General features: G+C 44.6%; 13 protein-coding genes. 9 read left to right on the plus strand and 4 right to left on the minus strand.

The genetic code is table 11. The features are described 5' to 3' along the window. The first annotated feature begins 6 nt into the window (after positions 1-6). Positions 7-1,842, plus strand: coding sequence for a monovalent cation:proton antiporter family protein (locus KFV11_RS03615; protein ID WP_149458152.1), 1,836 nt, complete (start codon positions 7-9; stop codon positions 1,840-1,842). A gap of 100 nt (positions 1,843-1,942) precedes the next feature. Next, positions 1,943-2,716: an enoyl-ACP reductase FabI gene (fabI, locus tag KFV11_RS03620; protein ID WP_149458153.1), complete on the plus strand. Its 774-nt coding sequence runs from the start codon at positions 1,943-1,945 to the stop codon at positions 2,714-2,716. A 141-nt stretch (positions 2,717-2,857) separates the two neighbouring features. Here the strand turns inward: fabI and KFV11_RS03625 are convergent, their stop codons facing one another. After that, a complete protein-coding gene (locus KFV11_RS03625; RefSeq protein ID WP_149458154.1) occupies positions 2,858-3,367 on the minus strand; it encodes a YjcG family protein in 510 nt (169 codons plus the stop codon). A 41-nt stretch (positions 3,368-3,408) separates the two neighbouring features. Then, positions 3,409-4,131: an alpha/beta hydrolase gene (locus KFV11_RS03630; protein WP_254250373.1), complete on the minus strand. Its 723-nt coding sequence runs from the start codon at positions 4,129-4,131 to the stop codon at positions 3,409-3,411. A gap of 136 nt (positions 4,132-4,267) precedes the next feature. Between KFV11_RS03630 and KFV11_RS03635 the strand changes: the two genes are divergently transcribed. Next, on the plus strand, positions 4,268-5,368 hold the full coding sequence (locus KFV11_RS03635) for an AI-2E family transporter (RefSeq protein ID WP_254250374.1): 1,101 nt from the start codon (positions 4,268-4,270) through the stop codon (positions 5,366-5,368). Between the two features lie 64 nt (positions 5,369-5,432). Next, a complete protein-coding gene (gene galU, locus KFV11_RS03640) occupies positions 5,433-6,305 on the plus strand; it encodes a UTP--glucose-1-phosphate uridylyltransferase GalU (protein ID WP_149458157.1) in 873 nt (290 codons plus the stop codon). Positions 6,306-6,384: 79 nt separating this feature from the next. Here galU and ltaA read toward each other — a convergent pair whose 3' ends face one another. Continuing rightward, on the minus strand, positions 6,385-7,581 hold the full coding sequence (ltaA, locus tag KFV11_RS03645) for a lipoteichoic acid biosynthesis MFS flippase LtaA (protein WP_149458158.1): 1,197 nt from the start codon (positions 7,579-7,581) through the stop codon (positions 6,385-6,387). Further along, entirely contained in the window at positions 7,559-8,731 is a 1,173-nt protein-coding gene (locus tag KFV11_RS03650) for a diglucosyl diacylglycerol synthase (RefSeq protein ID WP_149458344.1), read from the minus strand. The genes ltaA and KFV11_RS03650 overlap by 23 nt, the downstream gene beginning before the upstream one ends. Positions 8,732-8,966: 235 nt before the next feature. On the opposite strand from KFV11_RS03650, the gene KFV11_RS03655 reads away from it, so the two are divergent. From KFV11_RS03655 to KFV11_RS03675, 5 genes are all read left to right on the plus strand, one after another. After that, the gene (locus tag KFV11_RS03655) at positions 8,967-10,448 is read left to right on the plus strand and encodes a UDP-N-acetylmuramoyl-L-alanyl-D-glutamate--L-lysine ligase (RefSeq protein ID WP_436970215.1); all 1,482 of its coding nucleotides are present in this window, start codon (positions 8,967-8,969) and stop codon (positions 10,446-10,448) included. Further along, positions 10,438-10,677: a YueH family protein gene (locus tag KFV11_RS03660; protein ID WP_149458160.1), complete on the plus strand. Its 240-nt coding sequence runs from the start codon at positions 10,438-10,440 to the stop codon at positions 10,675-10,677. The genes KFV11_RS03655 and KFV11_RS03660 overlap by 11 nt, the downstream gene beginning before the upstream one ends. Positions 10,678-10,686: 9 nt before the next feature. After that, the gene (locus KFV11_RS03665) at positions 10,687-12,249 is read left to right on the plus strand and encodes a peptide chain release factor 3 (RefSeq protein WP_149458161.1); all 1,563 of its coding nucleotides are present in this window, start codon (positions 10,687-10,689) and stop codon (positions 12,247-12,249) included. A gap of 31 nt (positions 12,250-12,280) precedes the next feature. After that, a complete protein-coding gene (locus tag KFV11_RS03670) occupies positions 12,281-13,054 on the plus strand; it encodes a TerC family protein (protein ID WP_149458162.1) in 774 nt (257 codons plus the stop codon). Positions 13,055-13,127: 73 nt separating this feature from the next. Next, on the plus strand, positions 13,128-14,441 hold the full coding sequence (locus KFV11_RS03675) for a S1C family serine protease (protein WP_254250375.1): 1,314 nt from the start codon (positions 13,128-13,130) through the stop codon (positions 14,439-14,441). Positions 14,442-14,456 lie beyond the last annotated feature (15 nt).

Consider the following 14,456-nt stretch of genomic DNA (forward strand, 5'->3'; position numbering starts at 1 on the left):
GGATTTATGGAACATCATTTACCAGCACTTGTTATTATTGTAATCACTGCATTAATCACCCCGATACTCGTCAAACGACTTCATCTGAATTTTCTGCCTGTTGTAGTCGCAGAAATACTGATGGGGATTCTCATCGGAAAATCTGTCCTGAATATTGTGCAGCCTACAGAAGTATTAAATATACTATCGACGCTTGGAATCATCTTTCTGATGTTTCTAAGTGGCCTTGAGATTGATTTTTCGGCATTCAAGACGAAGAAAAAAAGTGAAAATAATGAACCGGCTAATGAACCGAACCGACTGTATTTAACGACCGGCATTTTTATGGGAATCGTTGTGCTGTCTGTGCTGGCTGCTTATTTATTTAAGTGGACTGGTCTAGTCGATGATGTACTATTGATGATTATCATCGTATCAACGATTTCGCTCGGTGTTGTCATGCCGACGTTAAAGGAAATGAATCTTCTCCGTACGTCTATCGGTCAGATTATTCTTCTTGTAGCAGTCATCGCCGATCTTGCGACAATGCTGCTGTTGACGGTTTACGGCACAATGCATGCGAAGGGGGATTCACCGATATGGCTGATTGGGACGTTAGTCGTGTTCACTGTACTGTTCTATATAATGGGCGGTTACTTCAAGAAATCATCATTTCTGAAGAAAATGATGGAAGGGACCACTCAGATTGGTATTCGTGCCATCTTCGCGCTCATTATCCTGCTTGTTGCGCTTGCTGAAGGAGTAGGCGCTGAAAATATTTTAGGTGCTTTTTTAGCGGGTGTTGTCGTCAGCTTAATCGGACCGGACCAGGACCTTGTCAATAAACTGGATTCGTTCGGCTACGGCTTCTTTATCCCTATATTTTTCATCATGGTGGGCGTTGAACTGAATATTAGAGAACTGCTGCACGATCCGTCAGTACTTATCTTGATTCCGCTGCTGTTCATTGTGTTCTTCCTGTCCAAAGTGTTCCCGATGCTTATACTGATGAAATGGTATGACAAAAAGACGGTCATCGCCTCGTCGTTTCTGCTGACATCTACACTGTCTCTAGTCATCGTCTCAGCGAAGCTTGCAGAACAGCTCGGCACTATCAGCAACGTACTGTCAGGCACTTTTATTTTAAGCGCAATCATTACATGTGTTATCGTGCCGATTTTCTTTAAGAAATTGTTCCCGGTGCAGCTGTCTGAAGAGAAAGTGATAAGAATCGCATTCATCGGTAAAAATCAGATGTCGATACCGGTAGCACAGAGCATTAAATCTGAGCTTTACCAGCCGACTTTGTTCTACCGCAGGGACCATTCAGACAATCGGATGCTTGAAGATATTGAGGCGATTGAGCTTGACCGTTATGACTATGAGACGCTGAACCGGCTCGGTCTCTTTACGTTCGATATCGTCGTCTGTTCAGCGAATGATGAGCAGATCAACAGAGATGTCGCTCTGATGACGAAGCAGAACGGTGTCAACCGCGTCATCTGCCGCATTGAGAACACCGGTGATGACGAGGAGCTGGCACAGGCAGGCATTGAGCTGTTCAGCGAGTTCCAGAGCACGAAGACACTGCTTAAAGGATTGATTGAATCACCGAACATGCTGAATCTGTTATCGAACGTTGAAACGTCACTTTATGAGATCGAGATGCTGAATACGCGCTATCATGAGATGATGCTGCGTGATTTTCCGTTCAGCGGCGATATTATTTTCGTCAGACTGCTGCGCGGAAAAGATTCGATTGTACCTCACGGCGATACAGAGCTGCACTTTAAAGACCGGCTCATTGTGACCGGCTCACGCGGTTATGTCGATGAATTAAAGCGTGAACTTGAACTGATATAGGCATGAAAAACAGGGCGACCTGTTTTTTCTTGCATTTAAAGATTAAAAACTATAAATTAGTAACAGGTACTAATAACTTATAATAATAGTGAGGGATAGCATGTTAAACTTAGAAGGTCAGGCATATGTCATTATGGGCGTTGCTAATAAAAGAAGTATCGGGTTTGGTGTTGCACAAGTATTGGATGAAGCCGGCGCAAAAGTCGTCTTTACTTATCGTAAGGACCGGAGCCGCAATGAACTTGAAAAGCTGCTGCCGAGCTTGAAGAATAACCAGGATGCATTGCTGATTCAATGTGATGTTCAGGAAGATGAAGCGGTGATTCAGGCGTTCAAGGAAATCGGAGCGCAGTGCGGTAAGATTAATGGCGTCTTCCATTCTATCGCATTCGCTAATACTGAAGATTTAAGAGGTAGATTCTCTGATACATCAAGAGACGGCTTCCTGCTGGCACATGATATCAGCTCTTATTCACTGACCATTGTTGCAAGAGAAGCTAAAAAAGTGATGGCAGAAAACGGCAGCATCGTGACGACGACTTATATCGGTGGTGAATTTGCTGTTCCTAACTATAATATCATGGGTGTCGCGAAAGCATCGCTTGAAGCAAGTGTAAAATATTTGGCGCAGGATCTTGGCGCAGAAGGTATCCGTGTCAATGCTGTATCGGCCGGACCGATTCGTACATTGAGTGCTAAAGGGGTAGGCGGCCTGAACATCATTTTGAAAGAAGTGGAAGAGAGAGCGCCGTTAAAACGTAATGTCGATATCATTGAAGTTGGTAAGACAGCGGCTTACTTATTGAGCGACTTGTCAAGCGGTGTCACAGGTGAAAATATCCACGTTGATGCGGGCTATCATATTTTAGGTTAAACTTATGTCACAAAAAACGGAAATTCCAGTAGGAATTTCCGTTTTTTGTGTAGATGCTTCAGTTATATCTATTACTATAAAAACAAAGCGGGGATATCACTGTGTCCCCGTTTTGTTTCTCTGCGGAAGAGTTGCCGCCTGTTAGTTACCTAATTTAAACGTTTCAAGCACGTTCCATGTGCCATTGTCGAGCTGGTAGCATAAGCTGATTTTATCCACTGTTTCTTTATGATCGATACCGGCCATTTTCAGCTGACCATATACATCTTCAAACTCCTGGCTTGAGAAACCTTGGCCGATAGTGAAATGCGGCACGAAAGGGTGAGCATTCTTTCCGTAAAAAGAACCATCATTTAATACTTCATAAATCTTTGTCAGACCTTCACTGCTTACCACTTTAAAGAAAATGATATTTTTAGTCGGGGCAAAGCTTGATACTTTTGTCACTTCAATTTCAACCGGCTCAACTTCAGCCGCGACTTCTGTTAATTTAGCTGTTACATTTTTAACGTCATCCTCTGCCACTTCAAACGCATCTTTCAGCGTAATATGCGGTGGAATTAAAGCATAGTGTGAGTCATAACGTTTGCGGTATGAATTAACTTTATCCTGGAACCCCTTCGATGGAAAAATAACGATACCTAATTTCATGTGAATGCCTCCCTTTGTTGAATTCAATTAATTATAACAAATTATTTCGATAAAAAATACTTTAGCACTAGTTCAAGTTGCGGTTTCCATGTCTTCCATGTATGACCGCCGTCAAGCTCTTCGTAATAAGTCGTCACGCCTAATGAAATCAACTGGTCATGGAAGGCCTGGTTCGGTGTCAGAAAGTCTGCTTCTTCACCTGTCATCAATTTAAAGGAGTTTTCTTCTAGGCCGATGACATGGTACAAATCGATGTTTGATGTATTGGCGATGGCAAGCTCCTCATTAATGGTTGCGGTGATCATCGGGCTCAGCAGCAGTGCCCGTGAGAAATTGAGCGGATAGGAAAGCACCAGTGACAGTGAAATACTCGCAGCGAGACTGTCACCCATCACTAACCGTGCGTTTCCTGTTTTCAACGTTGCAAAGTTCTGGTCGATGTACGGCATCAGTTCATTCGTGATAAATTTAATCATGTGCTGCTTGTCCGGACTGTCAGGATGATATTCCCGCTTCCGTGTCTGAACGTCAGGATAATGGACGTAGATGATAATGGCGCGTTCTATTTCATCAGCTGCATACAGTTTCTCATAGCAGCGGTGAAGCTGTCCGAGCTGGCTGAAATCCTGGCCGTCAAATGTAATGATGACATGATGCTTATACAGCGATGTATAGTTCTTCGGCAAGTAGATACCGAATTTGACCGTGCGGTTTAAATGCTTACTTACTAGTTCATGTGGATTGACGAGCCCTTGTTGAAACATAGACAGTAGTCACCTCGAAGTTTTTTTACTATTGTAACACAATATAAAATCAATTCTTTGGTTTCAATGGATATCACTCCGATATTTCTATCATATTTGGGTATAATAGAGAAGAACTTGAAACGAGGAGGTATATATGTTAAATAAAGTTTGGGTCAGAGTAGCGATAGGGCTTTTGCTCGCGTTTCTGCTAATTAAGTATTTTCTTGAGATCAACCACATTTTTTACCCTATTATTGTCATCGTCAATTCAATAGCACTACCGTTATTACTAGGTGGATTTCTTTATTATGTCACCGTACCACTTCAGACCTTTCTCGAGAAGAAACGGGTTCCGAGATGGGGCAGTCTGATTATCATTATTTTTCTGCTGCTGCTTATAGTAACCAGCTTTGTGTCAATCGTCGGGCCGATACTCGTCGGCCAGGTCAACTCATTTATCGATAATCTGCCGCAGATTCAGCATGATTTTGAGGCGTACATCAGCTATGCGCTCGATCAGCGTGAAAAGCTGCCGGCAGGGGTCAAGGACAGTATCAACAATGGTATTCAAAAAATTAATACGTATACAGGTGCCTTATTATCGAATGCTGTAGTCTATATTACTAAATTCATCTCTACGCTGTTCCTGTTAATACTTGTACCATTTTTCCTGATCTACATGCTGAAAGATCACGACAGATTTATCCCGTTCATTGCTTCTCCTTTTTCCGGAAGTCGGAAGAAGTTTGTCGTTGATTTATTCAAGGATATCGACAAGACGCTGAAGAGCTATATTCAGGGACAGGTCACAGTCAGTGCTATTTTAGGGTCACTGCTGTTAATCGGCTATTTGATTATCGGTCTTGATTATGCATTAGTACTTGCACTATGGGGCATGGTCACAAACCTGATCCCGTTTCTTGGCCCTTATCTTGCGATAATACCGGCACTTGTCATCGCATTGATTCAAGATCCGATCATGGTCGTCTACGTCGGTATTATCATGTTTGTCGCTCAGCAGCTCGAAGGTAATGTAATTACTCCGAACATTATGGGTAAATCGCTGAACATCCATCCGCTGACAGTCATTACTGTCATACTGGCGGCCGGCAATCTTGGAGGGTTCTTTGCGATTTTAATCGCTGTTCCGACGTATGCGGTATTAAAAACAATTGTCACTAATTTTTATAAGCATCGCCAGGATATTCAGCTGCAGGCTCAGAAGGTAGTGAAAGACCAGCCGAAATCTGAATAAAATTTTCCACTGTGCTATATCATTGGTAAAATATTGCTAAAAGCATCATTTGCAAGGAGATTATATGAAAAAAGTGAAAAAAGCTGTTATACCTGCAGCAGGAATCGGTTCAAGATTCTTACCGGCCACAAAGGCAATGCCGAAAGAAATGCTTCCTATTCTCGATAAACCGACGATTCAGTATATCGTTGAAGAAGCTGCAGCCGCAGGAATTGAAGACATTATTATTATTACCGGGAAACATAAACGAGCCATTGAAGATCACTTTGATTCTCAGCTGGAACTGGAGTTAAATCTCAAGGAGAAGCATAAGACGGATTTACTGGAGAAAGTGCAGCATTCTACTAATCTGGCTAATATCTTCTACGTGCGTCAGAAGTCACCGCAAGGTCTCGGACATGCCATCTGGACAGCGAAGCAGTTCATCGGTGACGAACCGTTTGCGGTGCTGCTCGGGGATGATATCGTTGACGCTGAAAAGCCCGCTATTAAACAACTGGTTGAAGTCTATGAACAAACCGGGACGTCAGTCATCGGGGCAAAGACCGTGGAAGCCCATGAAACAGAACGCTACGGTATCATCGAATCAAAATCACAGAACGGGCGGCTGTATGAAATCAACAATTTGATTGAAAAGCCGAAAGCCGGTTCAACCGAATCGACCCTGGCGATTATGGGACGCTATGTTTTAACGCCTGATATTTTCACTTATCTGGAAGAGCAGAATATCGGTGCCGGCGGAGAAATCCAGCTCACGGACGCTATTCAGCGGGTCAATGAGAAGACAGCGGTTTACGCCTATAATTTTGAAGGTGATCGTTATGACGTCGGTGATAAATTTGGTTTTGTGAAGACAACGGTGGAATATGCCATGCGCTCTGAAATGAAAGATGAACTAGTACCTTTCCTTGAGCAATTGATTGAGAAGTATCGTTAACAGCTCAGCATTATTAATTAAAAAACGGAAATTCCTGTAATTCAAGGAATTTCCGTTTTTTGCTGACATGAGCATTTGATTATGACTGCCGAGCTTTTCTCAAATGTATAAAAAAGTAGCCGCTGTAAAACAGCGCAAGCAACGTGAAGGTGATAGCTGACAAATACAGGGTGAAGTTTACATTTCTGAACAGCTCAACGGCGAGTCCTCCGGCCACCGGACCGAACATCGTGCCGAAGCCCTGCAGGCTGTTGAATACTCCCCATGATTCCTCTTTCATGTCCTCGCTGATATTCTCAGCGAGAAATGTGTTCCAGCCCGGCAGCAGCAGACCATAGAACAATCCGATAAATGCTGCAATGACAAGTGCCGGAACGAACGTTGTAAGCGTGCTGAGCATATAGATGGCAGCCCCGAAAAATAAAAAGCCTGCTGTAATGATCGCATAGCGCAAGTTACGGCTGATCACGTCCATCCACTTAGAAATGAACAGCATCGCCACTGTACAGCCGATGCCTCCTGCAATGAGCAGGTAAGTATACTCAAGCGTCGTCACCTTTAAGTGATTAATCGCATACGTCGGTAAGATTGGGACAAGCATGCCGATAGCGAGACCTTGAAACAAAATACCCGGGAACAGGCCGCAGTGCTGTTTCATGACAGAGCCGATGAGATGCACCTGTGCTTTGATCGATTTCTTGTCGATGAAAGAGACTTCAGTATGTACAAAGAAGTAGAGCACCCAGCCAATGCCTGCGACGACAGCCATTAAAAATGTATAGCGGTTCGGGTGAAGCTTGAAGATTAAATTCATGACAATCATCCCGGACATCATGCCGACAAGCCAGGCAAAGTAAACATAGCCCATTTGTTTTGCCCGTTTATTTTCCTGAACTGAGCTCAGCATCACTACCCATATCGGACAGACGGCTATACCCAGCAGTACAGCCGTTAAAATAAGGACAGCAGTGGAATGGAAAAAGATCACGAGCACTAGACCGATGACGGCAAGTAAAAAGCCGGTGTTCAATATAACTTTAGTGCCGAAACGTCTGAGTAGAAAACCCGTAGAGAAATTCATCAGCGCATCACTGACAAAATGCAATGTAATGCACAATGAAGTAATACCGACGGAAACACCGATGCCGGTCGTCGGTAAGACCGGCAGATAACTTAATATGAACATGCCCCGTGCAAACTCCATTAAAAACAAAACGGCGAGCATTAATGAAAAGTTCAACCCTCTTAGTCGATTATCTTGCAAAGAATTTCGCATATAATGAAACCTTGGACTGAATTTGCTGGTTGATGAGTGATTCATTCATCAGAGAGACTAAATCATAGCAGATGTTTTCAGACGCTGAGGGCAAGTAGTCGAGTTTCATCTGCTGTTTCATTCTGTTCAGTTCCTCGTCGTTGGTCAGAAGGTCGATAGCGACATGCGTTGTTTCAGCGACAGTATGGGTCATTCGTGCATAACCTTGGCGACTGAAATAAACGGCATTTTCACCTTCCTGGCCCGGGGCAGGGTTAAAGAAGACGAAAGGTATCGCTTTGCACAGACCTTCAGAGATTGTAATGCCGCCGGGTTTAGTCAGCATTAAATCGCAGGCGTTCATCCATGCATCCATTTCCTTTGTGTAGCCGATAATGACGATGTTGTCAGCTGCTGCAAACTGCTGGTTCAATTCATTGAACAGGCGGGTGTTATTGCCGCAGACGACAACAAACTGAACATCAGCCCGTTCATTCATATCGTGCAGCATCGTGTTGAACCCTTGAACGACACCGAACGCACCTGCTACCATCAGCAGTGTCTTCTTGGCTGTTGACAGGCCGTGAGATTGAAGCCAGTGCGTTCTGTCGACAGTATGCTCAAATTTAGAGTCGATCGGAATGCCGGTGACATGAATACTGTCCTCAGCTATGCCGATTGCTGTCAGCTGCTGCTTTGTGTGATCTGCCGCCACATAATAACGTCTTGATTCTGGAGTGATCCAGTTCTTCTGCATGTTGTAGTCGGTGATAACAGTGGCAATCGGGATGTTAAGCTTGAATTCCTGCGTCAGCAGTGACACTACGGGCGTCGGAAATGTCAGCAGAATAAGGTCAGGTTTTTCCTTGATGAGCAGGTTCAGCAGTCGGTTGAGACCGTAGTATTTATAGAAGCATTTGTCGATTTCATCCGGTCTTGAATAATAGAAATATTTGTAAGTGTTACGGAAATATTTATAGCTGTTGATGTACCATTTCTTCATCAGCGAAGTGACGACTGGATGGGCTTCCAGAAACAAGTCATGCTGAATGACCTCAAGATGCTTTAAATCCATCTGGTTGAATTTCTCCACAATGCTGTTGGTCACAGAAATATGGCCATTTCCAAAAGAGCCTGTTATGATCAGTAATTTTTTGTTTGTCTTCAATATAGTCACGCTCCGGAAATCATTATTGTACTAAGTCATTTTATCTTATTATAGTTAGTTTTGAAAAAGAAAACATACTAATTACAAAAAAATTACAATTTCACTGTAAAGTTTAACGGAATATTTACAGTGAAAAAGAGACCTTAGCTACTGATTTTAACAAATTTTTAAAGAGAATGATTTATATCGTGTGACAAAAAGGTGTATAATAATAAACTGTATAAAAGGAGGCTGTCCTGTGGATGTAAAAGAATTGATTGATTCAATAAAAGCAAAAAAAATATATGGTGACTTTCCGACTGCAGTTACAAATATAACGACGGATTCAAGAGAGGCGGATGCGTCTAGTATTTTTGTCGCATCTGTCGGTTATACTGTTGACAGTCATCGCTTCATACCGGATGTGATTGAGCAGGGCTGCCGGTTCATTGTGACCGACCATTATGTTGAAACACCGCCGCATATAGGCCAGGTGGTCGTCAAGGATACACTGCGTACGGCAAGTCTGTTCGCCCATAAGATCTTTAATGATCCAAGCGCCCGTCTGACGACTTACGGCATTACTGGCACAAACGGCAAAACAAGTGTCGCAACGATGATCCATCATCTGCACCGTGCCCTTCATATAAGCAGTGCTTATTTAGGGACTAACGGTCTGCAGATTGATGACCAGGTGACTAAAGGGGCTAATTCGACGCCCGAGACCGTCACCCTTGTCAAAAGCATGGTGAAAGCGCTTGATGCCGGCGCAGCAGCGATGAGTTTCGAGGTTTCGAGTCATGGACTCGTACTCGGCCGGTTGAACGGCGTGCAGTTTGATGTCGCAGTATTCACGAATTTGACACAGGATCATCTGGATTTCCATGGGACGATGAAAGACTACGGCTTTGCGAAATCACTGCTGTTCAGTCAGCTGGGCCATGACTTTACGCAGCCGAAATATGCTGTGCTGAATGGTGATGATGCCTTTACGGAGCAGTTAAGCAGTGTGACCTCAAGAGAAGTCATTACGTATGGCATTAACAAACCTGCTGATTTTATGGCAGAAAACGTTAAGACGACCCTTCACGGGACAGCATTTGACCTGCTGACACCAGAAGGCCGCTTTCATGTCGAGAGCCCTTATCTCGGCACTTTCAATATATATAACATGATGGCAGCTATTGCCGCTCTGTTTGCAGCAGGACATCAACTTGAGACCATCTGCAGCGTGACGGGCGAACTGCCGCCGGTAGAAGGCCGGCTTGAAGTGCTGGACAGAAATCTGCCGATTGATTTAATCATTGATTATGCCCACACCCCTGACGGTATGAATAAACTGATTGATGCCGTGCAGCCGTTTGTCAAAGGCCGCCTTATTTTCCTGGTCGGCATGGCCGGCGAGCGGGATTTGTCGAAAGCAGCAGAGATGGGTGCCATCGCCTGCCGCGCGGATTATGTCATCTTCACACCGGACAATCCAGCGAACGACGAGCCGAAAAAACTCACTGATGCGCTAGAAGCGGGCGTCACTCATCAGAATTACATCTCGTTTGAGGACCGTAAAGAAGGCATTATCCATGCCATCGCTAGCGCTGAACCGGGTGATATGGTCGTTCTTGCTTCGAAAGGCCGGGAGCCCTATCAGATTATGAAGAATTACGTTAAAGTGCCGCACCGCGATGATCTGATCGGGCTGGAAGCGGCTTATAACAAGTTCGGAGGCCGTCATGAAAATTAGACAGAGTAACAGTGAGACATTAACCGTAAAAGTGTATATACACGAAAATAAAAAAGAAGAAACATTCCTCGTCAGCATACCTGACATCTTCTTTTCCATTCAGTTTGATTACCACTTATTTGGAGAAGCACTGACAGAACATCTTTATGTGCATCTCTTTAATATACTGGATGAGAAAGAAGCGGCGGAACTTGCACTGCGCATCACGCAGTGGACGAGCGAAGTATAAGGAGAAAATATGACTTTAAGAGAAGAAGTAGCAATTAGAAAGACATTCGCCATCATCTCTCACCCGGATGCCGGTAAAACGACGTTAACAGAGAAATTACTGCTGTTCGGGGGGGCCATCCGCGAGGCCGGCACAGTGAAAGGGAAGAAATCAGGCAAATTTGCGACAAGCGACTGGATGGATGTAGAAAAAGAACGGGGTATCTCAGTCACGAGTTCAGTCATGCAGTTTGACTATGACCATTATAAGATCAATATTTTAGATACACCGGGACACGAAGATTTCTCTGAAGACACGTACCGTACATTGATGGCGGTCGATAGTGCCGTCATGGTCATCGATGCCGCTAAAGGGATTGAGCCGCAGACATTGAAACTGTTCAAAGTGTGTAAAATGCGCGGTATCCCGATTTTCACGTTCATCAATAAACTTGACCGGGTCGGCAAAGAACCGTTTGAGCTGCTGGAAGAAATCGAAAAAACACTGGAAATTGAGACTTATCCGATGAACTGGCCGATTGGTATGGGACAGTCTTTCTTTGGCATTATCGACCGGAAACAACGGACAATTGAACCGTTTCGCGATGAAGACAATCTGCTTCACCTAACTGATGAGTATCAGCTGACTGAAAGTCATCCGATTGAATCAGACAGTGCATTTGAAGCGGCGATTGAAGAGCTGATGCTTGTGGATGAAGCAGGTGAATCTTTTGATGAGGATAAGCTGCTGAAAGGTGACTTGACTCCGGTCTTCTTCGGTTCAGCGCTGGCAAACTTCGGGGTGCGCAACTTCCTGAATGCTTATGTGGATTTTGCACCGATGCCAGGCGGCCGCCTGACAGAAGAAGGAGACGTGATTGAACCGTTTGAACCTGATTTCTCAGGTTTCATCTTTAAGATCCAGGCGAATATGAATCCCGCTCACCGCGATAGAATCGCTTTCATGAGAATTGTCTCAGGAGCCTTTGAAAGAGGAATGGATGTCACATTGACACGGACAGGTAAGAAGCTGAAGATTTCAAGATCGACATCATTTATGGCGGATGATACACAGACGGTCAACCATGCAGTGAGCGGTGACATTATCGGGCTTTATGATTCAGGCAACTATCAGATCGGTGATACACTGGTCGGCAGCAGCCAGAAGTTTAGTTTTGAAAAACTGCCGCAGTTCACACCGGAGCTGTTCATGAAAGTCAGCGCAAAGAATGTCATGAAACAGAAGCATTTTCATAAGGGAATTGAGCAGCTGGTTCAGGAAGGTGCGATCCAGCTGTACCGTACGCTGTATACCAACCAGATTATTCTTGGTGCTGTCGGACAGCTGCAGTTTGAAGTGTTTGAGCATCGTATGAATAATGAATATAATGTGGATGTCATTATGGAGCCGGTGGGTAAGAAAATTGCGCGCTGGATTGAGAATGAGGAAGACATCCGCGATGTGATGAACTCAAGCCGTTCAATTCTTGTAGATGACCGCTTCGGCAATAAAGTGTTCTTGTTTGAAAATGAATTTGCGACACGCTGGTTCGAAGACAAGTTCCCTGACATCAAACTCTATAGTCTGCTATAATGATTGAATTAACTAAGCGGGAGGAATCGTTTTGGATCCAAGTATATTATTGACTTATGGCTGGGTAGTCATCGTTCTCGTCGTACTGGAAGGGCTGCTCGCCGCTGACAATGCGATTGTCATGGCTGTCATGGTCAAACATCTGCCGGAAGAACGGCGAAAGAAAGCATTGTTCTATGGTTTAGTCGGTGCTTTTGTGTTTAGATTCATCTCCTTGTTTGTCATCAGTTACCTTGCGAATATATGGGAAATACAAGCAATCGGTGCGATTTATCTGCTGTACATCTCGATCAAGAATCTCTATGAGTATTTTTCATCAGGCGATGCGACATCTGAGGAAGAGGAAGAAGAAATCGCAGCGAGAGCTAGTACCGGCGGCAAAGGGTTCTGGCTGACTGTATTGAAAGTAGAGCTTGCAGATATTGCTTTTGCGATTGACTCTATGCTTGCAGCGATTGCGATTGCCATTACGCTGCCGCATGTCGGTCCTCAGTTCGGCGGCATGAATGCCGGGCAATTCACGGTGATGTTTATCGGCGGGATGCTGGGTGTCATCATTATGCGTTTTGCGGCGAATTGGTTTGTCGCGCTGCTGCACAAATATCCCTCACTCGAAGCGGCAGCGTTTGCGATTGTCGGCTGGGTAGGTATTAAGCTCATGGTCATCGTCCTGGCTCATGAACAGATCGGTATACTGCCTCATGACTTCCCGCACTCAGCACTGTGGCAGAGTATTTTCTGGATCGTGCTGGTCGCTATTCTTGCCATAGGCTGGTTTACAGGTAAGAAAAACGCCGTTAAATAAAGCAGAACATTTATATTAAACTTAGTATTTCTTTTGTATAATGGAAATACTAAGTTTTTTTGTGGAGGCAATAATGAAAAAGATTACGATTAGGAAGGCAGATTATCGAAGAAAGAAGAGAAATTTCTTTGATAAAGCTCATGATGATAATGCCCCTATACAGAAAAGTTCCGCCGAAGAACCGGAATGGATGGAGGAACCGATACTAGAGGAGCCGGCTGAGATTGTTGTGCCTGATCAAGAGGTCCGTCATACCGACTTGCTTGAAACGGATGAACCCGTCCGGATCAGGCGGCCGAACTTGAGCTTTCTCTGGCTGCTCCTTGGTCTGCTGCTCGGCATTGTACTAATGTCTATTTTTTCGATGCTGTTTATGAAGCAGCGTGCAGAACCAGCGCCGGCCGCGGCGTCCAAAACAGAACACGCCATACAGCTGGCTAAAGATGATGTGGTAAGCATCATCAATACAAAGAAAGTTTCCAACCTGCTGGATAGCAGCGCAGTGATCAGTCCTGAAAAGCTGGGTATCGGCAGCGGAGTCATCTACAAGGTGACCGGTAAATCTGCTTATATCATCACGAACTATCATGTGATAAATGATGCCCAGGTTATTGAAGTCACGATGACCAACCATGACAAGCAGATTGCTAAAGTCGTCGGTTCAGATAAGTGGGCAGATATTGCTGTGCTCCGTATTCCGAAAGGTAAGATTAAAGATAGCATTACATTTGCTGACAGCGATGCAGTCGTTGTAGGTGAGCCTGCGATAGCTATCGGCAGTCCTCTCAGCCCGTCGTTTGCGGGCAGCGTGTCTCAAGGAATTATTTCCGGTAAAAATAGAAGTGTGCCTGTCGATCTGGACGGTGACGGCAGTTATGACTGGGAGGCAGATGTCCTGCAGACAGATGCAGCAATCAACCCTGGTAATTCAGGCGGTGCATTGATTAATGACGACGGGAAGCTGATCGGCATTAATACGCTTAAAATCTCCATCGATAATGTGGAAGGCATTAACTTTGCTGTTCCAGCTAATGAAGTGAAAGAGATCGCCGGTATACTCGAAGATAAAGGAGAAATCAAGCGGCCGTCCCTCGGTGTGCTGCTGGAAGATCTGTCCGACCTGCAGATAGATGCGGTGCGTGCACAGATCGCTTTACCGGACGCAGTGAACAAAGGAGTCGTCATAACAGGATTTGAAGACAGCTCAGTCGCTGAAGCAGCAGGGCTCATGACGAAAGATGTCATTACAAAGATCGATGATACGCCGGTAGAAAGCTTAAGCCAGTTCAGAAATCTTCTTTATTATGGTAAAAAGAGCGGTGACAATGCAGTCATTACATACTACAGGCAAGGACAGCAGAAGACTGTGCAACTTAAGCTGAAATAAGGAAGTGACAGAGAA

The sequence above is a fragment of the Macrococcus equipercicus genome (assembly GCF_024205945.1).
In the GTDB taxonomy this organism is placed as follows: Bacteria; Bacillota; Bacilli; order Staphylococcales; family Staphylococcaceae; genus Macrococcus; species Macrococcus equipercicus.